Origin of the sequence: Neobacillus cucumis, assembly GCF_016908975.1 — a bacterium.
In the GTDB taxonomy this organism is placed as follows: Bacteria; Bacillota; Bacilli; order Bacillales; family Cytobacillaceae; genus Neobacillus; species Neobacillus cucumis.
Window position 1 is genome coordinate 220,962 of sequence record NZ_JAFBEX010000009.1, and the last position, 20,364, is coordinate 241,325.

Consider the following 20,364-nt stretch of genomic DNA (forward strand, 5'->3'; position numbering starts at 1 on the left):
TGCCGTTAATCCCCAACCTTGTTAAATAGAAATGAAAATAAGCCAAAACTATGCAACTCTGTATAAAAAGTTGCATAATTTCGGCTATAACGATTTTATTCGTTATAAAAGATGAGCTTTTTGTTATATTAACAGAGCTTTTTAATTAAAAATGATAGGAAAAGTAAATGTAACGAAAGCTGCCCAAATTCCGTAGACCGGCAAATACTTTGTAACCGCATCTTGGATCGTTGAAGGTCCGGATTTGTTTTGTAGAAAACGCATATAGGAGAGCATAATCCAAATGAGATTTGCCCAAATAAGTATGTTTACTCCTAAAACAGCTAGTCTATTAGGCGTAATCCCATAAGAAGAAAGTCTGAACACGATGGCTGACAAAGCCACACTGTCAATGATAAGCGCAAGAACAATTAAGGCAAAATTGATATAATCTGAAATATTCTTTTTCTCGTCAGAGTCGCTTTCGGTAATGGAAAATATGGTAACGGCCAATACACCAAGAAGGATTCCGTTAAAGGCTATCAGAAAATTGCGGTCTAAGAATGGATTTTTTCCAACCCATATAACCGTTATAAGATAGACCAACAATGTGACCAGAACAAGTGGACTAAAAATTTTAGCTATATAGGGTGTAATATTCTTAGCAAGTTTAAGATTCATTGATACCAGGTATGCAGCCACAATAGCAAGAGCGGCAGCACCAAATAAAACGACATTACTAAAATAGAAGTCTTCTATATTCAAGCCAATAAAGCGAAATAACTGCATGGTTAATGCTGCTAACACCATTCCGCTAACGGCCATGCTGGCGTAGAGAATACAATATTCTAAATTAAATTTAATATAGGCTAATCTTGTGCTGCCTTTTGAGTATTCATTTCCTGTAAATGCAAGCCCTAGCAATACCCATAAGAATATGGGAAGGTGTAAATAAACAAGGATAGTACTGTCTTTATAATTTAATGGTAGCCTATTAAGATAGAATCCGGAAATTAGGAACAACGCTCCAAGGGAATAAATAACCCTTTTTTTCGGAGTATTTTTGTAAAGAAAATAGGCAGCAATAAAGGGAATGATCCCAAAAGCCAGGTTAATGGGAGCAATAGCTTTCTGTTCGACAAAATGGAAAATGATCCTGGTGCTTATCCCTGCCAGAATGGCTAAAATGCCCATGAATAGGAAACTTTTTTGAAGGAAAGGAGATTTTTCTGTATTTACCTTCTCCTTGAAATGCAATCTTTCATACCAAACGCCAAGAACTTGAGAATCAGGATTTTCTTCCCATGCGTGTAAGAATGACTTTTTAAAAGCTTTCGGGTCTTTTCTATACATTCTCTCCAGCTCATGAGGGTTAGCAATATGTTCAATAATCAAATTATTACTGTCCATAGTTATACCTCCTCTAATCATTGTAATATTAAGGTTTCTCCACAATGTTTAACTATCTTCGTCACTTTTGTATTCTAAAATATCTCCAGGCTGACATTCTAAAGCCTTACAAATTGCCTCTAAAGTGGATAATCGAATCGCTTTGGCCTTTCCATTTTTCAATATAGAAAGGTTCGCCATTGTGATTCCCACCTTCTCCGAAAGTTCTGTTACGCTCATTTTCCTTTTTGCTAACATCACGTCAATATTGATAATAATTGCCATTGTTATGCACCTCAGACCGTTAAATCATTTTCTGATTTGATATCAATTGCTTCTTGTAAAAGTTTTTGGAGAACAGCCGCAAAGACTGCGATAACCATCGAGGCGAAAGGAACAACCAATCCGATAAAGATAACTCCTGGTGCGTCGTCTACTTCCGCAAAGATATAAAAGAGTGGCCAAACTAGAACATGTAAAATACTGATGGTGATGGCACAGTATTTGATTTTCTTTAAAGCTTTCACAGATAAATCGGAGAAAGCATTATTTTTGTCAATATAGCGTAAGAGTTTGAAAGCCTGATACAAAGCAAAGTAAAAAGGGATCGCCGAAGCATCAAGAACGATGAATACGAGATATTTTATTAAAGCAAACTCTGGAAGCAATTTTGCTGCAAGATTCGCCATCTCAGGCACCAAAAAGATGCACAGAGCAAGAACTGGGATTCCTAAAAAAATAACAGCTATTTTTAAAAACAACGTTGTTACTTTTTCCATAAAAAGCACCTCACCTATTTTTCTGATTTTGATTTTAATATAAAATTTATCGTTTTACAATAAAAATATATTAATTTAAATAACATTTTTGTTGTATGGTAGGTTTTTGTTTTAAGAAGAAATAGCATTCTGTATTTGGCAATTAAGTAAAGGCATGATCTTCTATGAATGTAAAAAAAGCCAAAAATACGCAAGTGGTGAATAAAAACTTGCATATTTTAGACTCTTTAATTTAGTTCCTTATATTTTAAAGCTACCCGTCAAGTATCTTGGGTTCAAAAATATTTTGTATAATCTTTTAGTTTTGTGTAGAAAAATGATGAAAAAAACTTCTATATAGCTTGTCCCTTTTCTAATACAATTATTTTGAGAATATTCCGAAATACGGAAGGAGAAAAGGGATGGCACATACTCCTATTTTTCGTATGTTAAAGAGAGCGGCAAATGAAGCAGTTCAAGCTTTTGAGAAAGAAAACCTTGAACACAATGGTTACAGTCGCAGGAAATTTCTAAAAGGAGCAGCTGTTTTAACCGCTGCGGCAACAGTACCATCCTTTGTGCGGAATTTTGATACCCATACGGCCATGGCGTCGTCTGGTTCTGGTTCTCGCATCGCAATTGTAGGTGGTGGTTTAGCAGGATTAACCTGTGCATATCGTCTCAAGCAAGCTGGATACAGTTCGGAAATATACGAAGCATCAAACCGGCTTGGAGGAAGATGCTGGACGATAAGAAATCATGTCGATCAAGGACAAATTGCAGAGCATGGCGGTGAATTGATTGACCAAGGACACAAACAGGTTCGGCAGCTTGCCTAGGAGCTAGGGCTACAACTGGATAACCTTGACCAGGCAGAACAAAACGGTACGGAAATACTTAGTTATTTTAATAAAAGTCCATACACATTCGAACAGTCAACGAACGATTTAAAAGGGATTTGGCAGCAACTTCATAAAGATTTTGTTGCTGCGGGATATCCCACAACCTATAATAGCTACACAAAACGAGGCTGGGAACTCGATCATATGTCCATCATTGATTGGATAAATATGTACGTCCCGGGTGGCGCAAACTCGAATCTGGGAAAGTTATTGGACGTTGCATACAATATCGAATTCGGCGCCGAATCGAGCGAACAAAGCGCATTAAGTCTTCTCTATTTACTGGCATTCTCAGGACAGGGACAAATGAGAATATTCGGTCCGTCAAATGAAAAGTACCACATTCGTGGAGGAAATGACCAAATCGCACAATTGCTATCACAGAAACTTCAAAGCCAGATCCAATTAAACTCTGCATTGACCGCCATTAAGCTTAATCCGGACAAATCATATTCATTAACCTTCAGGAAGGATTCGGGCTATATTGAGGTAATAGCAGACCAAGTAGTAATAGCCGTTCCTTTTTCCAAATTACGTAGTGTTGATTATTCAAAAGCAAACTACAAGCCTGTTAAGCAAATCGCTATTCAGGAATTACAAATGGGAACAAATACTAAATTACATGTCCAATTCAAGGAACGTTATTGGCAAAATTTTGGTTGCAATGGGGAGACTTTTTCAGACAGAGGCTTCCAAAATACGTGGGAGGTATCTAGAGCCCAGTCCGGCAACAACGGAATTCTTGTAAATTTCACCGGAGGGAAAATCGGTGCGAATTTTACCAATTGGGCAGACCCGAATAAAGCAGCTAATGTATTTCTCAATCAAATTGATCCATAAATGCCGGGGATAAAGAATAAGATACATCCTAATGTAGCCCCAATGGTTGATAATTGGAAGGGGTATGCTTATACATTGGGTTCATACGCCTATTACGGAGTCGGACAATATACAAAATTTGTAGGTGTTGAAAGTGAGCCAGAAGGCAATTGTCATTTTGCAGGAGAACACACCTCACTCGATTTCCAAGGCTATTTAAATGGTGCAGTAGAATCTGGAGAACGTGCTGCAAATGAAATTTTAAAGGTATTTAAAACTGCAGTAGCTAATTAAAAAGTAACAAACACTCTTACTGGATAAGATTATCGTGTGGCGTTATGAGGACGAAAATCTTATTACCATTGAAAATGATTATCTAACTATCAGCAATTTTGATATACGAAGTGAAAAAATAATATATAAATACTTAGAACATTATAAGACTAATAACATAATTAGAGGAGGTATACCAATGTTTTCGAATATAGGAATACCAGGGTTAATTTTAATATTAGGGCTTGCGTTAATCATTTTCGGTCCAAAAAAGCTGCCTGAGGTTGGGAAAGCTTTCGGACAAACGTTAAGAGAATTTAAAAATTCAGCTCGTGAGCTTACAGAAGATGTGATAACCGACAATGAAGATGAAAAGAAAAAGTTGACAAAATAATGGTGGTGCGGAAGTAGGAAATTAATCTGCGCCGAAAACCTACCAATGGTACCATATTAATAAATGGTTCTCACTCTCCCCCCTTTTAAATAAAAACATCCGATTAAAATGCTGCAGTCCAAAAAGACTGCAGCATTTTTAACTTAATAAAATAAGGTGTTATTTCTTAAACCATTGATTTGACTATACCTACTACTCTACTTTGAGGAATTGTTGGATCATGCAGAACAACGAATGCTTTCGAAAATCTGTCCAAATACGTTTTTTCAGGGGATTTTGGTGTAAGAATTATGAGCTTCCTTTTTGGTTCACTCTCATACAAATCAAACACTTTTACTTTCCGATGTTCGTCCAATGCGCTGTCAAACTCATCAAGTACAATAAATCCAGGTGTTGTTTGGAGATTTTGCAAAAGTGCTAGCGCAAAAAGCAGGGAGCTCAGTGATTCCTCTCCACCCGATACCCCTTTGCCGACTCGGCTCCCTTTGCTTTAATACTCACATCTTCCATGGAGCCACGGTGCCCTTTCCTTTCGAGCTTTGATATACAAATGAAAATGGGTCCGTTGTCTCCAATCTTAATACGAGTCCCAACTAATCTCTCCTTCAAATTGGAACTGACTCATATAAAATTTAAACCGCTGCTGCAGCTCTAGGACACACATATTAATGGTTGTTTTAGTTGATCCTTGAGATTAGTGAATTTTTCTACAATCAATGCTGCTACAATAATTGTTTCTCAAAACAGTAAACAGTTTTACCTCGCCAATTACTATTACCATAAAACTTAAATCCTAACGATTTCCAAAACTTTATTGCAATCAAATTTCCTTGTAAGACACCAATACGAACTTTATAAAATTTTTGTTTTTTTAACTTATCCTCAAAAGAAGCATAAGCCTTTTTTCCATATCCTAAAGAATGAAAATCACCTTTAATCATTAGTAAACCTATCCACGGCTGGTTGTCTTTAGGATTATTATTGAGAAAATCAATTATTCCAATGTACTTATTTTCCATTATTATTAAGAAACTATCACTTATTGTGTTAAGAAATTCACTGCTTACTTCTTCTTTCGACCTTAAAGGATTTCCATTTTCCAAAATGTTATATGTTGAATTTGAATTAACAATTTCCAATGCTAATTCTATTGAATTTTCTGTAATTGGCTCAAAAATCATTAAAATTTACTCCCCTTTCAAAAAAAATGATACTATATTCAATCAAAAAGGAAATAAATTTTTTTTTGTGTATCAAATTAAAAGTTGGTCGTTCTTATTCAAATAAACTCCCAGTTAGTATAAAGGATTGCTGCTGCAATCCCTTGTTCCAATTGACTATTTATCCTTAATGACAACCTTAGCAATTACTCCTCCAACAATAGAAAATACACCAGTAAAGATAATCATCTAAAAGGTTTAAGTCCAAGTAAACGCATATCTATTTCTGTGTCAGTAAAAAATATGGAAGAGGTGAGTACAAATGGAAAATAATCATTTAAAACTTACATCTTCCGAAATAGGAACACTATGGGGAGAGTATGTAAACGGATCGATGACCGAGATAGTAAATAGGTATATGCTTTCTATTTTGGAAGACGAAGAGGTGAAAAATGTTTTTGAAATTGCCATTGAAACATGGGAAAAGCAAAAGAAGCAGCTTGTTTACTTCATGGAGAAAGATGGTTTTCCAGTTCCGTATGGATTTACCGAGTCCGATCTTAATAAGGGTGCAGATAGATTGTTTTCTGACACATTCTGCTTAAATTATTTACATATAATGACGATACATGGTTTGTTGGGTCATACCACTGCTTTAAGTGTTTCTGTCAGAAAGGACCTACGGGAATTTTACAATTCATGTGATAATGATGCAAAAAGGATGTACGATTTAACCATTGAGTTATTGCTTAAAAAAGGAAAATTCCAACGAGATCCCTATTTCTATCCTAAAGAGAACCCTGAATATATTTCCACCAAAGATTTTACTGATGGATTCTTTGGAAAAGGGAGACTTTTATCTGCTACAGAAATAATCAGTATTTCTCTTAACATTAAAAAAAGCATTATGGCAAAAACTCTTTCAATCGGGTTCAGTCAAGTCGCTGAATCGGAAGAAATAAGAAAGTTTTTTGAGGAAATAGGAAAAAAGGCAGATGATAACATACAAGCCCTTGCAAGTATTTTGCACAAGGATAATTTGCCCGTTCCAATGTCGTGGGAATCAGAGGTTACAACGTCACAGGACTCTCCTTTTTCAGATAAATTAATGTTGTATCATATGGGTTTCTTGGGTCAAACTGCACAAGTATATTACGGTACAGGTCTAGCAGGAGCCATGCGAACAGACCTAGCTGTCGTTTATGAAAAGACAATTCTAAAAACATTAACATTGACAAAAAGTTGGTTCGATATTATGGTGGAAAACAAATGGTTAGAACAGCCACCACTTGCTCCCAATAGAAAAGAACTTGCACAAGATAAATAAGATATACCCCTCATTAGTGAGGGGTATATTTTTAATTAACTTTTTAATTTAAGGGATAATTTCAACATAAAGTACTTATTTTCTTCTTATGCTAACCTTCCCCGTTATTACTAAAACTTCACCTAAAAAACGTCAATCCTTCTTGGATCAAAGTACAATACTTCACCATATCGTCCCAGTTAATAAAAAATATCATTTATTATTTCACTTAGGTTTCTCCCCGAATTTTTTGCCGAAATTCTCCATCAAATCAAGTATTGGGATAAATTCACGCCCTTTAGTTGTCAATGAATATTCTACACGTGGAGGTACTTCAGGAAAAACCTCTCGTTTAATTAATCCATCCGTTTCTAATTCTCTCAACTGTTTTGTAAGAGAACCTTGTGAAATGTCCCATAAAAAAGCTTTAATTTCACTATAACGACGTTCTTTTGTTTTTAAAAACCAAAGAATAAGATACTTCCAGCGTCCTGAAAGCATATTTTGGGTATACGCAATACCATAAACGTCTCTTTGCTCCTTAATAAACTCTTTTTCAAATCCATCCTTGCATATTCTAGCCATACTTACATCCCTTTTCTTCTATAAAGTACAAAAAAGTGTACTATATCATTTTTTATTGTCTACTTTAAAAGTAGAAGTAATGTATTTATTATATTATTCATCAGCAAAACACTCAATTACCTTAATGCTTGCAAAAAGAGGAATGTTGACAATTTCGCTTGAGGCAATTGGAAAATTCTATAGCTGATATTGAATCATAATCAAACAAAATAATATTAGGAGGAACAAAAATGAGATTTGGAATTATAGGTGCAGGACCTATAGGGACAATTATTTCTAAAAAATTAGTTAAGAATGGACATGATGTGAAAATTGCAGATGCTAGAGGAATTGAACATTTAGAAGGAAAAATGATTGCTGGAACACCTGTGAGTGCAGAAGATGTAATAACAAATATTGATGTTCTTATAATATCTATCCCTTTTCATGTAATGCCAAGCATTCGCAACATTGTAGATAAAGCTGGAGCGGAAGTAATCGCTGTAGACACTTCAAATTATTATCCTTTTAGAGACAATAGAATTGAAGAAATTGAGAACGGGATGGTTGAAAGTGTTTGGGTTTCAAATCAATTAGGTAGACCTATTATTAAAGCTTTAAACAATCAATTAGCTTATACTTTAGAAAATAAAGGAACCCCCGAAGGTACTAGTGGTCGCATTGCCATGGCGATTGCTGGTAATGACCTATCACAAAAACAAATAATCATGGACGTAGTAAACGAGCTAGGATTCGATGCAGTTGATTGTGGTTCTTTAAGTGATTCGTGGAGACAACAGCCAGGAACTCCTGCATACTGCACAGAACTAACAAAAGAGGAACTAACGGAAACATTGAAAAAGGCAAATAAAGAAAAAGCCCCATTCCTACGGGATAAGGCAATGGAGAAGTTTTCAGCTGGATTTTCACATAAAGATATTGTGAATCTAAACAGAGAAACATATAATTCATAATTTAGGAAACCCATAACGATTATTGTTCATTGCTCTGGTATCCAATTTTTAAATTAGATAGAAGACATAGGAAATTGGGAACCAAAAATAGTGATGCGAGCCAACCCTTTTTGTTCAACTATTTCCCCCGTTCGATAAAACTCAAATGACCCCTAGAGAATAATCCATCCCTAAGGGTCATTTATCTTATTCATTCATTCGATTGTTTAGAATCTTGTAGAAGCTTCTTAATTTCCATTAGTTCTCCTTCCATTCGGTGAAGGTGTTTTTGCACATCGTCAATCTCCTGCTCTGCTTTATAGTTAATGGCGAAGTCAATAATTGACTCGTGCTTATCCCGTGCTGCCTGCCGGTTTTGGCTCATCATAATTACAGGAGCTTGGAATGCTGCTATAAAGGATAGGCACAGATTCAGTAAAATAAATGGCGGTTTATCAAAATGGAATCGAGTAAACGACAAAGTGTTCCATAATATCCAAACGAACAAGAAGCTTGCAAAATAAATAATAAATTTCCAGCTACCACCGAAGGCTGCGATTCGATCTGCCAAACGATCAGACCAGCTTGTTTTTCTTTGGTATGCTTCATCTAAGTTGGTTAGAATACTCTTCTCATAACTATCCACTAGCCGATCAATCCGGCGAGTATTTTCCTGATTCAACTCAATATCAAAGCCCTGAATTTGGGCAGCTTCCTTACCTTGCGGTTTTTTTATAAATAATAACCTTTTTGACATTCTAACTACCTCCCTGTTATCAGGCAGTCAGATCCAACTTTATCCCATAGGAGAGGAGCTGAAGCCACTCTCTAATATGGTTTTTATTAAATCCGACTGCCAAAAGCCTAGCTGGTTCTGGCTCCGGTTCAAATGAACTTCGACCATTCATAGAATGGCTCCCCCCCTCTCAAGAATCAATTTTATGACTCTATAGTTTACTCATCTTGCTAAAGACTTGTCACTGCAAATGTCCAAGCTCTACAAATAAAAATGCCCTTCAGCACAGCTGAAAGGCATCGTTTTGCACACTTAATTAAGGAATGCAAAAAAAACGAATCCCCCCAACCGAGCTTTGGCACTATACGACGTAAAAGAACCTTCGTCCTTTAGCCACGTTAAGAAGAGCCTTAGTCCGGCAATTCCGTTCAACCCATTGGCATCTTTCGATGTTTCCGGGCAGTGGCCTGTGTTCGTATAGGAGCCTCACCTAACGAGGACATCTTTAATTCATTGTCATCTTACAACAGCACGTTATAAAATCGCCAGTGTGGCCCTTCATTCCTCGAAATGGGTAAATGTCTCAGTCTTGGACAATACAAGAAGAATAATATGGAATTGTGATATAAAAAGGGCTGTAAAATCTTTAAAGAGGATGTTCTTTTGAAAAATAAAGAGGTATGTGCCTTTGTGAAAGGTCTATTGGCTAGGAATGTTCATCTTTACAAAGAGACGGTTTACCTTTTTTAAATAGAAATTACCGCCCCAAAAGTGTTATCCTGCCTTATTAGAAAAAATTACGGACTATTATTTTGAAAGCTAAAAATAAATTAAAAACGGTAACTATGTGAGGGATATGAATGGAAATAGAACAAAATTAATAAATTAACAAAAAACTCTAAAGAAAGCAGGTGGAAATATGAATCCAGACATGAGAGCCTATATGCTTTATCATTATGGAACAGGATATATTCCATATCCTTACGGAACCCATATGGGATATGGATACACAGTCCCATTGTCATTGTACCATCATTACCATCCTCACTATCATCCTCATTATAACCATGGGGGAGGCCCAATTTTTTCCGTGCCCATGGGGGCGCGGGTTCGGTAGCAAAATGTGGAAACTTATTAACGTAAAATCCCAATTGGAAGTTTAAAAAGTATCAGCTGCATATGCAGCTTTTTTTTATGCCCAAGTGAAGAATCGAATGTAATCCCTTTCCAATTTGATTCTTAATATTTGAACAAATAGCCCTGAAGGTATGATCTTTTCAAATGTATATGGCAATTAAAAAATGCTGTTTATGACATTATGTTTTTTGTAAAAAGCCGAAATGAATAAAAACTTGCATACATTTCTCCACAAACCTAACTTTTCTCTTTAGCCTACCTTCATCCGAAAAGCTAATTTGTATCAATTATGCTTGGTGCAATAAATTCTTTCTAAGAAGAACCTAAAAAAAGCCCTTTTTTGTAGGGCTTTCTTTAATTGAGACTATCCCAGTTTTAACGTGTAAGTCTATTGCTTGAATATTGTCTTTCAGCGGCGGCTTCTTTCTAGATTATGCATCTGTTTATCTTGATGAACCAAGTGGTTAAGCCCTTTATATCTTTATTTTTAATTTAACGAAGCATTTTCTGTCTAGTAGTCTTTTATTCGCTACATAATTCAGCATAGCGTAATAGTTTTTTCCAATTGTATAGATTGGGCTATTGTAATTCGCAAAAGCCCTGACACCTTTTTAAATTTAATCATATTTTGTATTAAATAGATATAAAAGGAGGTTATTAATTGGATGGTGTAGGAGCAGGTGGCGGCTTCGCATTAGTCGTTGTATTGTTTATCCTGCTTATTATTATTGGAGCGTCCTTTATGGGCGGAGGATATGGTGGCGGATTTTATTAATTAAATAATACTGATTGAAAGGGGGGATATTCATGTTCGGTTATGGAGGCTTTGGTGGCTGTGGCTGTGGTGGCTACGGTTACGGTGGCGGCTTTGGTTATGGTGGAGGTTTTGCCTTAATCGTTGTCTTGTTTATTTTATTAATTATCATTGGAGCAACTTGCTTTTATTAATTAAAAGCATCCAACCTAATTTTTTTAAAATAAAAAAGCCCCGTTTTAGGGCTTTTTTATTTGGCCTTAATAATGCACCGAACGCATAATAAAGCACTAGGAAGTAAAATGTATAGCGGTGGCTCATGGTCACTCCTAGCTTATGCTTCAGTTTATATAAAGTATCATCAGATTAAGCCCTTATTTTATATTATAATTTCTATATTTTTTTGTACTACGACACAATATTTGTCAAAAGAATAATCACTAACAATCAATTGATATCCGGCTTTGATCAAGTTCTTGATCACTGGCTTCCCCATGATTCCAAGACTTATAAACCCGATTTTTTTCATTATTTACTTACCCCTTCATATTTTATATATATGAAAGGTAATAGCGATTATTAGATTGGAGTGTATATTTCTCTTTCACGCCTTTCCAGAATCGGAATAATTTTCCCTTCAATAATTTCTCTAAAGTGTGGTGTGTCCCGATGAGCTTCAAAGGCAGCTTGATCTACATATTGTTCATAAATCAGGAATAGATCTTTATTTTCTATTGAACGATTAGCAGAGTACACAGTACATCCTTTTTCATATTCATGCACTAATGGTTGCATCTCTTGGAGATAAACTTGAACCTCATCACCTTTATCCGGTAAACAATAATATTTTGCAACTAATACTATCATATTTGATTCCTCCCTATTAATTTTTATACATTCAATTTTCCATTCATTCAAATCTAAATGTAGTAAATATAACATGTATTTACTCTATATGTAATGTTTATTACACCTGAACATTATCATCAATTTGTTTATATGTAAACACTTTCATCCTAATAATTTTCAAATAAAATAAAATTCAGAAATAATTAGTCATTTCAAACTCTTACCTTCTTCAAGTAAACTGCCCTGTTTGTTGAAATAACAAAAAGCCGGCTAGGACAACCGGCTTACTCATTTTTCACATGCATATCCGTCTTTGTCCCGGTCCATCTTCGCCTGATAGGCTGGGTGCCCCTTCGGAACGCCGTTCGGGTATTTCTTTCTTAGTTCCGTACAGTTGGCGAAATACTCCGTCGCTCCGCTTCCGGTATTTGTGGTTGGTGGAGGTGGTGTCGTAGGTTTCCTCGCGCTCGGCGTCGCAGATGAAGCCGATTTGTTCACACACATTCCTGTATTGAAACCATTACTTGTGACGAATCCTGGCACCGACCAGATCCGAAGCTTCCGCGACTTCGCGACCGCTTCGTCCGCTTGGAAACTGCTTAGATATTTGTATGGTGGGTAATAAATATAGGCAACTCGTCCGAATCCTTCTTTCAGAAGCGTTCCCTCAACGGACTGACCGTTCACGAATACATAGGCGAGTTCGCGACCATATTTGTCAACCTTGTTCTTTTCTTCGAATTCGAGCGTAATCTTGCCGCTACGAAGCAAAGCTTCGTTGCGTTGTGCAGCTTCCCTCGAAAATAATTCAACACAGGTCTTCGGCTTGTGCTCTTCGGATGAATCAAAGAGAAGATAGCGAACTGTCACGATTTTTCCATTCTGATTTACCTTTATGGTATCGCCGTCAGTGACGGATATGAGCGTAACAGCCACCTGGTTACTTCCAAGCTTTGGAGCTGGTGCAGGTGCAACTGGCTTTGGAGTAGATTTAGTTTCCTGCTTCGGCTTCTCCTTCGCGGATCCCGCCGTATTTCCCGCATCAGTTGTTTCTGGTTTTGTTTTGGCCATTTTCTTCGCTTGTGGAGTCGTTTTTTCCGATGGTTGGTCCTTGCCAACTGAGCTGCAAGCGCTCGTTCCCATAAGAACGAAAAGCGACATAACCAAAATAAGCTTTCTCATCCTTCTCCCCTCCTGTTGAGGAAACTCTTTAGATAACAGAGCCTCCTATTTTAATTTGATTTATGAGAAAGCAAATCGCATTTTCAGCTTTTAAAAAAATGGATAATATTATCGGTTTCCTTTTTTTATTTTAACTATTCATTAAACATTCTCTGGGTTTTTTAATAAGATTAAAACAGTACCTTGTTAAATTAATCTACCCAGTTTGTTAAATAACAAAAAAAGCCGCAAAAGCGACCTTTTGGTTACGTTCAATCCCCAGTTCAAAAAGAGGGTTATAAATATATTGAATGCGCTATGACTCACAAGTAAGGGGTCTTCATAGTAGTCTTAAATAATAAATCCGTGCCTTTTTGCTTCATATGTCAGTTCTTCGCGATATTTCGGATGAGCAATTTTGATTAATTCCTTTGCTCGCTGAGAAATGCTTTTCCCTCGCAGCTCAGCCATTCCATATTCTGTTACAATTCGATCGACATCATTTTTGGAAGTCGTCACTACTGATCCGGCAGTCAAACAAGGACGAATTCGTGAGATAGTGCCATCCTTTGCCGTAGAATGCAGACAAATAAAACCTTTTCCATTTTTAGCAAAACGAGCTCCTAGAGCAAAATCAGCTTGTCCTCCGCTTGAACTATAATATTTACCGCCAATTGTTTCTGACGCGCATTGCCCAAAAAAATCAATCTCTGTTGTTGCATTAATGGAAATCATTCTATCCTCTTTTGCGATTTCACGCGGGTCATTAACTAAATCTACTGGAAGAAATTCCACACTTGTATTTTCGTGGATAAAATCATATAACCTTTTTGTTCCTAATGCAAATGTCGCGATTATTTTTCCGGGATATCTCTTTTTCTCCATTCCATTTACAATTCCTGCTTCTACTAAGTCAATGACTCCGTCAGATAATAATTCCGTGTGGACTCCTAAGTTTTTATGGTTATTTAACATACTTATGACAGCATTTGGAATTGCTCCAATACCAGATTGAATGGTAGACCCATCTTCGATTTGCTCCGTAATGAAAGATGCTATGTGTTGGTCTTTTTCCGTGATGGGAGGAGAAGGAACTTCATGTAAAGGATAATTAACAGAAATATACCCTTCTATTTGACTAATATGGATTTGATTCGATCCAAAGGTTCTTGGCATCTGTTGATTGACCTCTAAGAAAAAAGGAACTTTTCCTATAAAAGAAGCAACATAATCCGACTGGGTCCCTAAAGAGAAGTAACCATGTTCATCCAACGGAGATGCACAGGATAAAACGAAAGAAGTCTTCGTCGATTCACGCAATAAACGCGGAACTTCATGAAAGTGGTTTGGGACAAGTTCGCACTGTCCTTGTAAAAAAGCCTTTCGTGAAGCTTCGCTTAAAAAATAAGAGACATAGGACAGAGATGGTTTCAATCTCCCATGGATATAAGATCTTTCCTTTATTGCATGCATTTGATGGATTCTAACATTTTGAAAGCGCGTAGCATTTTCCTCTATCACTTCCATTAACACATTCGGTTCTCCATTAGCGATTGGAAGAATGATATCATCACCATTGTGAATGCAGGATAACACATCTTCTGGCTTTTTCTTTTTTATCTTCAACCATTGCTCAAATGATTTTTCCATCCCAGGTCCCCTCACTGTATTCTTAATCTTTTTTCATGACCACCGCTTCACCATCTACAACCAATTCCTCGCGCTGATTCCTTACCTGTGTTTTTAATGTAATTAATTTCTTGTCATCCCGTTTTTCCATTACTTCTACAATGACTTTTATCGTATCACCGATTTTGACAGGAGCTATAAATTTAAAGTTTTGAGACAAATAGATGGTGTTCGGTCCAGGCAGCTTCATTCCCAGAACAGTAGAAATAAAGCTTCCAGATAAAAGACCATGGGCAATTCTTTCCTTAAAAAAAGTTTTTTTTGCAAAATCAGCATCGATGTGCATTGGATTAAAATCACCTGTAAGACCTGCAAATTGATAGATATCAAATTCCGAAACAGTTTTAGAAAAAGTGGCAGTATCCCCTAATTGAATATCTTCATAGGTCAATTCTTTTTGCATTTATGTCCATTCCTTTCTCTTCGTTATTCATGAGTATTCCCGATAATACTGTAGCCAGCATCCACATAGATTGTTTGACCAGTTATCCCACTACTCAAATTGCTTAAAAGAAAGAGTGATGAATTTGCGATTTCTTCTAAACTAGCATTATGTTTTAAGGGAGAATGTTGACTTGTGTATTCATATAAACTATCGAAACCGCCAATTCCACTAGCAGCACGAGTTTTTACTGTACCTGGCGATAATGCATTCACTCGAATACTGAACTCTCCTAAATCTGCTGCTAAGTACCGAACACTGCTTTCAAGCGCAGCCTTTGCCACTCCCATAACATTGTAGTTTTTCACTACTTTTTCAGAACCGTAATACGAAAGTGTCAATATGGAAGCATTGCGGCCTTCCATCATTTTGAAAGTCCTTTTCACAATATCCGTAAGGGAATATACGCTAATAACCATTGACTGAACAAAACCATCTAACGAGACTTCCATGTACTTTCCTGATAGTTCTCCTTTATGGGGACCACCGGCTACAGCATGAACAATAAAGTCAAGTTCACCATTAAATTGTTGCTTCAGCTTTTCCAAAACCTCTGTTACCTGGTTGGGATCGGTTAAATCCATCCTTTCATAAAATGGACTATCAATGGATTGAAACAATGGAATTACATGAGAAGCTGTCTTTTCATTTTGATAGTTAAATGCAATTTCAGCTCCTTCCTCAGCTAACCGTTTCGAAATCGCCCATGCTATACTATGTTCATTTGCAACCCCAAGCACTAACCCTTTTTTTCCTCCATTAACTTTTTCATCTTGTTCCCTCTTCGTTTTAAGTTTATTTTGGTGCATGAACTATCGTGGTCCATTCAATTCGATTTTTTCATCCTGTATGACCCGAATCATTACCGTTTTCAATGTTTTTTGTTGCTTAATTCAGAATGATCAAATGAAACTATAATTCTCAAACACACATTTGACATATATTTCATTTACATCTAATAAATACCATTTTCACTATCAATATACACTTCAGGACGATAAATATCTGTGGATAATTTGTGAATTTTTGAAATCCCTGAAATTATCAGTAAATTAAAGACCTTAGAATTGTTTTTTCAACAAGTAGAACTAATTATTCAAATTAACCTACTTAAATCAAGTCCATAAACGTTTCTCTATGAGTACATATAAACAAAGATAAGGGTTACATAAATAACCTTCCTAATCTTTACTTTTGGAAGGTTTTGTATCATTATAGTTTTATTTTTTATTCAAGCTATATCTTGGATAATAGTGCGTATATCCACTGTAAAAGCGTATTTGCACAAGCTTTTTGTTTCCACATAATATTAATTCATCAACGACATAATCAAAGCGTTTAAAGTAGAGACTAACGAAAAGACATAGGGATTTGATTATTTAATATCCCCTATTAAATCCGTCTTTACAATGGAACATCTTTAAAAATCGATGAGGTGAAGAAATAATGAAAATTTTCTTTACTGTTTGTACTTTCAGCATTGCTTCGTTATCGCTATTTGTTTTGATTCTGGTTTTAGGTTTCCAAACTCAATCACTGGTTGATGTGTTCGGCGGCTCATTCGTTAACCTGGAGTCAGGATACGAACTCTTCTTCACGTTCGTTGTTCCATTGATACTTGTGTTAGGATTTTCTATCATGGTATTCAGTATATTTAGATTATTTGGTTAAAGGGGGAGAATTAACCAAAAATAGGTGGTACCATCTTTTCTTTCACCTTTCTCCTTTGAAGGTTCTTGGCACATACAAGAGCCGTTTTATATCCCAAATTCAATAGTATAAAAAATCAGGACATAAAAAAGAAAAGCCCGAAAGCTTCCCCCCATAAATAATTAATTGATATGATCTTTAGCTTTGATTTCAAAATACTCACTTCTATATGGCTCGCATTTGTCATACTTCATAATGAGAAGCCCTTGGAAACACTATGGTTTGATTAACCTATCTAAGCACTGTGTTTAGCATTCACTGTGTTAGTTTCTTTTGCACCAAGTTTACGGAAGTATGGGTTCACCCAACGGTCTAAACCGATGCGTCCTGCATTCAAGCCAGCAGCGATAATAATGACTCCTATTAAGATATCCATTGGGTTGCTAGATACGGTTCCTGCAAACATATAGGCAAAGTTCATTACTAATCCGAAGAACATGGCAGCAGTTGTTAAGCAGCCGAGAATTAATCCTAGACCAACAAGGAATTCACCTAATGGAATAATTGTATTAAAGATATGCGCGTTTGGTAATGCCAAGTGTTGCAGGAAGTCAACATACCAGCCGTATAACACATTTCCTTCCGGACCCTTAACCGGATTCGCAATCGCTCCTTTTAAGAATCCAGAAGCATCGAATCCGCCAGCGAGTTTGTGATAACCAGCTGTCATCCACTCATAACCTAGATAAAGTCGTAAGACTGTTAAAATGCCAGCAGCAATCTTGTTTTCTCTCAAAAATTTGTTAAACATTTTAAAGACCCCTTTTTTATTTTAATTAGTATTACTAACTTGTTTACACTGTTATTATAATCCGTTTATTACCATTCGGAATGACTTTGTTAAACAATTCACATATAGTTCAAACCTTTGTGTCAGAACTTTGACGGATGTTCAAATCTATTTTATAACTGATCCATCCGAACAAAGCTCCTATGATGTAAGAAACAGGATGGATGAAACCTATTATGGGTGAAAACGGAATAAAGAAAATGTAGTCTGCCATGCCATATGGTTGATTCTTTTCGGCCATCCTATCTCTTTCATATATAGATTCACAATACAGATAAATATTTATTTAAATTTTAGGAAACATAACAGGAGGATTTCATTTCAAAACAGGAAGGAGGTCTCTTATGCAAAGTGAAAATAACATTAAACTAACATCTGCTGAAATTTCACAGCTATGGTCTGCCTACATGAATGATAGCCTTTCAATTTGTGTACTTACATATTTTTTGGAAAAAGCAGAGGATCCTGAGATTCGCCCTGTAGTAGAATTTGCACTAGAGTTAGCACACGCACATGTAAAAAAACTTATTTTAATCTTTAACAGTGAGAAATTTCCTATTCCGTACGGATTTAAAGAAGAAGATGTGGATATTACAGCCCCACGATTATTTTCGGATTCTTACTTTCTATATTATCTTCAACAATGGAGTTCAATAGGATTAGAAGCTTATGGCATCTCGTTGTCTTTAGCAACACGTTCTGATGTATTTCAATATTTTTCAGAATGTATTGATGATTCAAAGAATCTTCTCAAAAAAACAGGAAATGTTTTACTGTCTAAAGGTCTCTATATACGAGCACCCTATGTTACAACTCCTGAAAAGGTTGATTTTATTCGAAAACAAAACTTCTTATCTGGTTGGTTTGGAGAACGTAGATCACTTACTACGTTAGAAATAACGAATCTTTATGCTAATCTACAAAGAAATGTGTTAGCTATGACAACATTCAGCGGCTTCAGTCAAGTGGCAAAGTCAAAAGAAGTGGGTCGTTTTATAGCACGAGGAAAAGAAATCGCTTCAAAGCATATTGAAATTTATAGTTCCTTTTTAAATGAAAATGATCTTCCTGCTTCTGTCTCTTGGGATACCCAAGTTTTAAACTCAACGGTTTCCCCTTTTTCCGATAAACTACTTATGTTTCATGTAAATGCACTAGCCGCGGGCGCCATTGGATATTACGGAACCAGCTTGTCAACAAGTTCTAGACGTGATTTATCCACTAATTACCTCCGGGTCTTAGGAGAAGTTCTAAAATATACAGAAGATGCTGCAAACATAATGATTGATTATGGCTGGATGGAACAACCACCAAAAGTAGTGGACCATGATGAATGAATTGGCTGATGTATACCCTTGATATATGTTTGCCATGTGGGATGCTTATAAAGACGCAAGCGGCAAAAAAGAAAAGAATCTTTTCTTTTTTGCCGCTTGTGTTTTCTGCTTATATAACAGTTAATCTATTCCCTGACATTGAAGTTACTCAAAAGTTATTAGAATATGGCACCCTTTGTAGTAACCCCTATTAGATAATTAATCCATAATCGATAATTTCAATGAATCCAGATTTTTTTTCATAACACCCATATAGTCTAATCCTTGTTGTTGCTCTTCTTTCGTTAATCCTTCTAATGGACTTAATACTTCCGTTTTTGCACCTATTTCTTTAGCTAACGTTTCCGCCACTTTTGAAGAAGTCATCGCCTCAAAATAAACAACCTTTATATTTTTCTTCTTTGTTAATTCCGTTAATTCCGCTAATTTTCCTAATGTTGGTTCAACGTCGGGGGATAATCCGGCGATAGGGATTTGAGTCAGTCCATATTGTTTTGCCAAGTATCCAAATGCTGCATGTTGTGTAACAAATTCTTTCTTTTTGGCTTTATCAATAGTCTCTTTATATAAGCGATCCAAATCAGCTAGCTCAGAATTTAAAGCCTCAGCATTTTTTTGAAACTGGTCCTTATTTTTGGGAGCCACCTGTTCTAAAGCCTTAGCAATTGTGTTAACTTCTTGCTGAGCTAGAACCGGAGATAGCCAGACATGTGGATCTTTAGAAGCAGTGTTCTTCTCCTCATCCGCCGATTCCAGTGCATCCATCAATTTAATACCACTAGAAGCTTCGACAACCTTCAGCTTGGAAGTATCAATACTCTTTAATACCTTTTCAGCCCACAGTTCAAAGTATTGACTATTGTAAATAAAAACATCTGCATCTTGAATTTTTGCCATATCCTTTGCTGTAGGCTCCCAATCATGTGGTTCTACGCCATTTGGTATTAATAGTTCCACGTTTGCTGAGTCGCCTGCCACCTTTTTGGCAAAGTAGTACATAGGATAAAAAGTAGTGACAATGTTCAGTTTTTTAGATCCTTCACTTGTTTTTTCACTGTTTGTTGAAGCTGCGTTAGAGCAACCACTTACCATTAATAGAAAAATTATTAATGGGATTAAGAGCCTTTTCATGTTCATTTACCTCCAAGGTATCTTTAATTAGGAATTATTACGATTTAAAGCAAATAATTATTTAGTATGATTTAAGATTAATAGCGATTTGTAAATCGTAACTATTACGAATTAAATCTTATACCGTTTAT

The 20,364-nt window shown here is 36.1% G+C and carries 24 protein-coding genes, 1 pseudogene and 1 riboswitch; of the genes and pseudogenes, 9 read left to right on the plus strand and 16 right to left on the minus strand.

Annotated features, from left to right (window positions below; translation table 11 throughout):
• Positions 1-141: 141 nt before the first annotated feature.
• The 3 genes from JOC76_RS14230 to JOC76_RS14240 are packed head-to-tail and all read right to left on the minus strand — an operon-like array spanning position 142 to position 2,147.
• Positions 142-1,389: a DUF4153 domain-containing protein gene (locus JOC76_RS14230; protein ID WP_205178525.1), complete on the minus strand. Its 1,248-nt coding sequence runs from the start codon at positions 1,387-1,389 to the stop codon at positions 142-144.
• A gap of 48 nt (positions 1,390-1,437) precedes the next feature.
• Positions 1,438-1,653 (minus strand): helix-turn-helix domain-containing protein, encoded by a 216-nt coding sequence (locus JOC76_RS14235; protein WP_017153334.1) that lies wholly within the window; start codon positions 1,651-1,653, stop codon positions 1,438-1,440.
• A gap of 11 nt (positions 1,654-1,664) precedes the next feature.
• Entirely contained in the window at positions 1,665-2,147 is a 483-nt protein-coding gene (locus tag JOC76_RS14240; protein WP_205178527.1) for a DUF2975 domain-containing protein, read from the minus strand.
• Between the two features lie 425 nt (positions 2,148-2,572).
• On the opposite strand from JOC76_RS14240, the gene JOC76_RS30005 reads away from it, so the two are divergent.
• From JOC76_RS30005 to tatA, 3 genes and pseudogenes are all read left to right on the plus strand, one after another.
• Positions 2,573-2,965 carry an NAD(P)-binding protein gene (locus tag JOC76_RS30005; protein ID WP_239557728.1) on the plus strand — a complete coding sequence of 131 codons (393 nt, stop codon included), beginning with the start codon at positions 2,573-2,575 and terminating at the stop codon, positions 2,963-2,965.
• A 231-nt stretch (positions 2,966-3,196) separates the two neighbouring features.
• Positions 3,197-4,141, plus strand: a pseudogene (locus JOC76_RS30010) (flavin monoamine oxidase family protein).
• Positions 4,142-4,319: 178 nt separating this feature from the next.
• Entirely contained in the window at positions 4,320-4,514 is a 195-nt protein-coding gene (tatA, locus tag JOC76_RS14250) for a twin-arginine translocase TatA/TatE family subunit (RefSeq protein WP_205178529.1), read from the plus strand.
• A gap of 166 nt (positions 4,515-4,680) precedes the next feature.
• On the opposite strand, the gene JOC76_RS30880 is transcribed toward tatA, so the two are convergent.
• The gene (locus tag JOC76_RS30880) at positions 4,681-4,926 is read right to left on the minus strand and encodes a hypothetical protein (RefSeq protein ID WP_372441953.1); all 246 of its coding nucleotides are present in this window, start codon (positions 4,924-4,926) and stop codon (positions 4,681-4,683) included.
• 310 nt (positions 4,927-5,236) lie between these two features.
• Complete coding sequence (locus JOC76_RS14260) at positions 5,237-5,695, minus strand: GNAT family N-acetyltransferase (protein ID WP_205178531.1); 459 nt, start codon at positions 5,693-5,695, stop codon at positions 5,237-5,239.
• Positions 5,696-5,996: 301 nt separating this feature from the next.
• Here JOC76_RS14260 and JOC76_RS14265 point away from each other — a divergent pair, with 301 nt between their 5' ends.
• Positions 5,997-7,001, plus strand: coding sequence for a DUF3231 family protein (locus tag JOC76_RS14265; protein WP_205178533.1), 1,005 nt, complete (start codon positions 5,997-5,999; stop codon positions 6,999-7,001).
• Positions 7,002-7,205: 204 nt separating this feature from the next.
• On the opposite strand, the gene JOC76_RS14270 is transcribed toward JOC76_RS14265, so the two are convergent.
• Complete coding sequence (locus JOC76_RS14270; RefSeq protein WP_205178534.1) at positions 7,206-7,565, minus strand: winged helix-turn-helix transcriptional regulator; 360 nt, start codon at positions 7,563-7,565, stop codon at positions 7,206-7,208.
• Positions 7,566-7,795: 230 nt separating this feature from the next.
• On the opposite strand from JOC76_RS14270, the gene JOC76_RS14275 reads away from it, so the two are divergent.
• The gene (locus tag JOC76_RS14275) at positions 7,796-8,518 is read left to right on the plus strand and encodes an NADPH-dependent F420 reductase (protein WP_205178535.1); all 723 of its coding nucleotides are present in this window, start codon (positions 7,796-7,798) and stop codon (positions 8,516-8,518) included.
• A gap of 190 nt (positions 8,519-8,708) precedes the next feature.
• Here JOC76_RS14275 and JOC76_RS14280 read toward each other — a convergent pair whose 3' ends face one another.
• Together JOC76_RS14280 and JOC76_RS30510 are read right to left on the minus strand one after the other, a co-directional pair.
• Positions 8,709-9,254: a DUF1003 domain-containing protein gene (locus JOC76_RS14280; protein ID WP_205178536.1), complete on the minus strand. Its 546-nt coding sequence runs from the start codon at positions 9,252-9,254 to the stop codon at positions 8,709-8,711.
• A 19-nt stretch (positions 9,255-9,273) separates the two neighbouring features.
• A complete protein-coding gene (locus JOC76_RS30510; protein WP_275591365.1) occupies positions 9,274-9,405 on the minus strand; it encodes a hypothetical protein in 132 nt (43 codons plus the stop codon).
• A gap of 162 nt (positions 9,406-9,567) precedes the next feature.
• Positions 9,568-9,738: riboswitch (M-box (ykoK) riboswitch) on the minus strand.
• A gap of 414 nt (positions 9,739-10,152) precedes the next feature.
• On the opposite strand from JOC76_RS30510, the gene JOC76_RS14285 reads away from it, so the two are divergent.
• From JOC76_RS14285 to JOC76_RS14295, 3 genes are all read left to right on the plus strand, one after another.
• Complete coding sequence (locus JOC76_RS14285) at positions 10,153-10,350, plus strand: hypothetical protein (RefSeq protein WP_205178537.1); 198 nt, start codon at positions 10,153-10,155, stop codon at positions 10,348-10,350.
• A 681-nt stretch (positions 10,351-11,031) separates the two neighbouring features.
• On the plus strand, positions 11,032-11,145 hold the full coding sequence (locus JOC76_RS14290) for a YjcZ family sporulation protein (protein ID WP_205178538.1): 114 nt from the start codon (positions 11,032-11,034) through the stop codon (positions 11,143-11,145).
• Between the two features lie 32 nt (positions 11,146-11,177).
• Entirely contained in the window at positions 11,178-11,318 is a 141-nt protein-coding gene (locus JOC76_RS14295; RefSeq protein WP_205178539.1) for a YjcZ family sporulation protein, read from the plus strand.
• 185 nt (positions 11,319-11,503) lie between these two features.
• Here JOC76_RS14295 and JOC76_RS30515 read toward each other — a convergent pair whose 3' ends face one another.
• The 7 genes from JOC76_RS30515 to JOC76_RS14330 form a co-directional block, all read right to left on the minus strand.
• Entirely contained in the window at positions 11,504-11,653 is a 150-nt protein-coding gene (locus JOC76_RS30515; RefSeq protein ID WP_205178540.1) for an NAD(P)-binding domain-containing protein, read from the minus strand.
• Positions 11,654-11,703: 50 nt separating this feature from the next.
• Entirely contained in the window at positions 11,704-11,991 is a 288-nt protein-coding gene (locus JOC76_RS14305) for a putative quinol monooxygenase (RefSeq protein ID WP_205178542.1), read from the minus strand.
• Positions 11,992-12,261: 270 nt separating this feature from the next.
• Entirely contained in the window at positions 12,262-13,155 is an 894-nt protein-coding gene (locus tag JOC76_RS14310; RefSeq protein ID WP_205178543.1) for a thermonuclease family protein, read from the minus strand.
• Between the two features lie 330 nt (positions 13,156-13,485).
• Complete coding sequence (locus JOC76_RS14315) at positions 13,486-14,784, minus strand: acetyl-CoA hydrolase/transferase family protein (protein ID WP_205178544.1); 1,299 nt, start codon at positions 14,782-14,784, stop codon at positions 13,486-13,488.
• Between the two features lie 22 nt (positions 14,785-14,806).
• Positions 14,807-15,226 (minus strand): MaoC family dehydratase, encoded by a 420-nt coding sequence (locus JOC76_RS14320; protein ID WP_205178545.1) that lies wholly within the window; start codon positions 15,224-15,226, stop codon positions 14,807-14,809.
• A 23-nt stretch (positions 15,227-15,249) separates the two neighbouring features.
• Positions 15,250-16,074: an enoyl-ACP reductase FabI gene (locus JOC76_RS14325; RefSeq protein WP_205178546.1), complete on the minus strand. Its 825-nt coding sequence runs from the start codon at positions 16,072-16,074 to the stop codon at positions 15,250-15,252.
• 1,136 nt (positions 16,075-17,210) lie between these two features.
• Positions 17,211-17,726 (minus strand): DoxX family membrane protein, encoded by a 516-nt coding sequence (locus tag JOC76_RS14330; RefSeq protein ID WP_205178547.1) that lies wholly within the window; start codon positions 17,724-17,726, stop codon positions 17,211-17,213.
• A 383-nt stretch (positions 17,727-18,109) separates the two neighbouring features.
• On the opposite strand from JOC76_RS14330, the gene JOC76_RS14335 reads away from it, so the two are divergent.
• Positions 18,110-19,102, plus strand: a complete 993-nt coding sequence (locus tag JOC76_RS14335; RefSeq protein ID WP_205178549.1) for a DUF3231 family protein — start codon at positions 18,110-18,112, stop codon at positions 19,100-19,102.
• Between the two features lie 198 nt (positions 19,103-19,300).
• On the opposite strand, the gene JOC76_RS14340 is transcribed toward JOC76_RS14335, so the two are convergent.
• Positions 19,301-20,233, minus strand: a complete 933-nt coding sequence (locus JOC76_RS14340; protein WP_205178551.1) for a metal ABC transporter substrate-binding protein — start codon at positions 20,231-20,233, stop codon at positions 19,301-19,303.
• Positions 20,234-20,364 lie beyond the last annotated feature (131 nt).

Excerpts from the sequence above, each read along its gene's own strand:
- JOC76_RS30005 (WP_239557728.1), top strand. The coding sequence starts at position 2,573 with ATGTTAAAGAGAGCGGCAAATGAAGCAGTTCAAGCTTTTGAGAAAGAA.
- JOC76_RS14240 (WP_205178527.1), bottom strand. The coding sequence starts at position 2,147 with ATGGAAAAAGTAACAACGTTGTTTTTAAAAATAGCTGTTATTTTTTTA.
- JOC76_RS14230 (WP_205178525.1), bottom strand. The coding sequence starts at position 1,389 with ATGGACAGTAATAATTTGATTATTGAACATATTGCTAACCCTCATGAG.
- JOC76_RS14340 (WP_205178551.1), bottom strand. The coding sequence starts at position 20,233 with ATGAAAAGGCTCTTAATCCCATTAATAATTTTTCTATTAATGGTAAGT.
- JOC76_RS14315 (WP_205178544.1), bottom strand. The coding sequence starts at position 14,784 with ATGGAAAAATCATTTGAGCAATGGTTGAAGATAAAAAAGAAAAAGCCA.
- JOC76_RS14295 (WP_205178539.1), top strand. The coding sequence starts at position 11,178 with ATGTTCGGTTATGGAGGCTTTGGTGGCTGTGGCTGTGGTGGCTACGGT.
- tatA (WP_205178529.1), top strand. The coding sequence starts at position 4,320 with ATGTTTTCGAATATAGGAATACCAGGGTTAATTTTAATATTAGGGCTT.
- JOC76_RS30515 (WP_205178540.1), bottom strand. The coding sequence starts at position 11,653 with ATGAAAAAAATCGGGTTTATAAGTCTTGGAATCATGGGGAAGCCAGTG.
- JOC76_RS14265 (WP_205178533.1), top strand. The coding sequence starts at position 5,997 with ATGGAAAATAATCATTTAAAACTTACATCTTCCGAAATAGGAACACTA.
- JOC76_RS14320 (WP_205178545.1), bottom strand. The coding sequence starts at position 15,226 with ATGCAAAAAGAATTGACCTATGAAGATATTCAATTAGGGGATACTGCC.
- JOC76_RS14260 (WP_205178531.1), bottom strand. The coding sequence starts at position 5,695 with ATGATTTTTGAGCCAATTACAGAAAATTCAATAGAATTAGCATTGGAA.
- JOC76_RS14275 (WP_205178535.1), top strand. The coding sequence starts at position 7,796 with ATGAGATTTGGAATTATAGGTGCAGGACCTATAGGGACAATTATTTCT.
- JOC76_RS14310 (WP_205178543.1), bottom strand. The coding sequence starts at position 13,155 with ATGAGAAAGCTTATTTTGGTTATGTCGCTTTTCGTTCTTATGGGAACG.
- JOC76_RS14270 (WP_205178534.1), bottom strand. The coding sequence starts at position 7,565 with ATGGCTAGAATATGCAAGGATGGATTTGAAAAAGAGTTTATTAAGGAG.
- JOC76_RS14285 (WP_205178537.1), top strand. The coding sequence starts at position 10,153 with ATGAATCCAGACATGAGAGCCTATATGCTTTATCATTATGGAACAGGA.
- JOC76_RS14235 (WP_017153334.1), bottom strand. The coding sequence starts at position 1,653 with ATGGCAATTATTATCAATATTGACGTGATGTTAGCAAAAAGGAAAATG.
- JOC76_RS30510 (WP_275591365.1), bottom strand. The coding sequence starts at position 9,405 with ATGAATGGTCGAAGTTCATTTGAACCGGAGCCAGAACCAGCTAGGCTT.
- JOC76_RS14305 (WP_205178542.1), bottom strand. The coding sequence starts at position 11,991 with ATGATAGTATTAGTTGCAAAATATTATTGTTTACCGGATAAAGGTGAT.
- JOC76_RS14330 (WP_205178547.1), bottom strand. The coding sequence starts at position 17,726 with ATGTTTAACAAATTTTTGAGAGAAAACAAGATTGCTGCTGGCATTTTA.
- JOC76_RS14280 (WP_205178536.1), bottom strand. The coding sequence starts at position 9,254 with ATGTCAAAAAGGTTATTATTTATAAAAAAACCGCAAGGTAAGGAAGCT.
- JOC76_RS14325 (WP_205178546.1), bottom strand. The coding sequence starts at position 16,074 with ATGCACCAAAATAAACTTAAAACGAAGAGGGAACAAGATGAAAAAGTT.
- JOC76_RS14335 (WP_205178549.1), top strand. The coding sequence starts at position 18,110 with ATGCAAAGTGAAAATAACATTAAACTAACATCTGCTGAAATTTCACAG.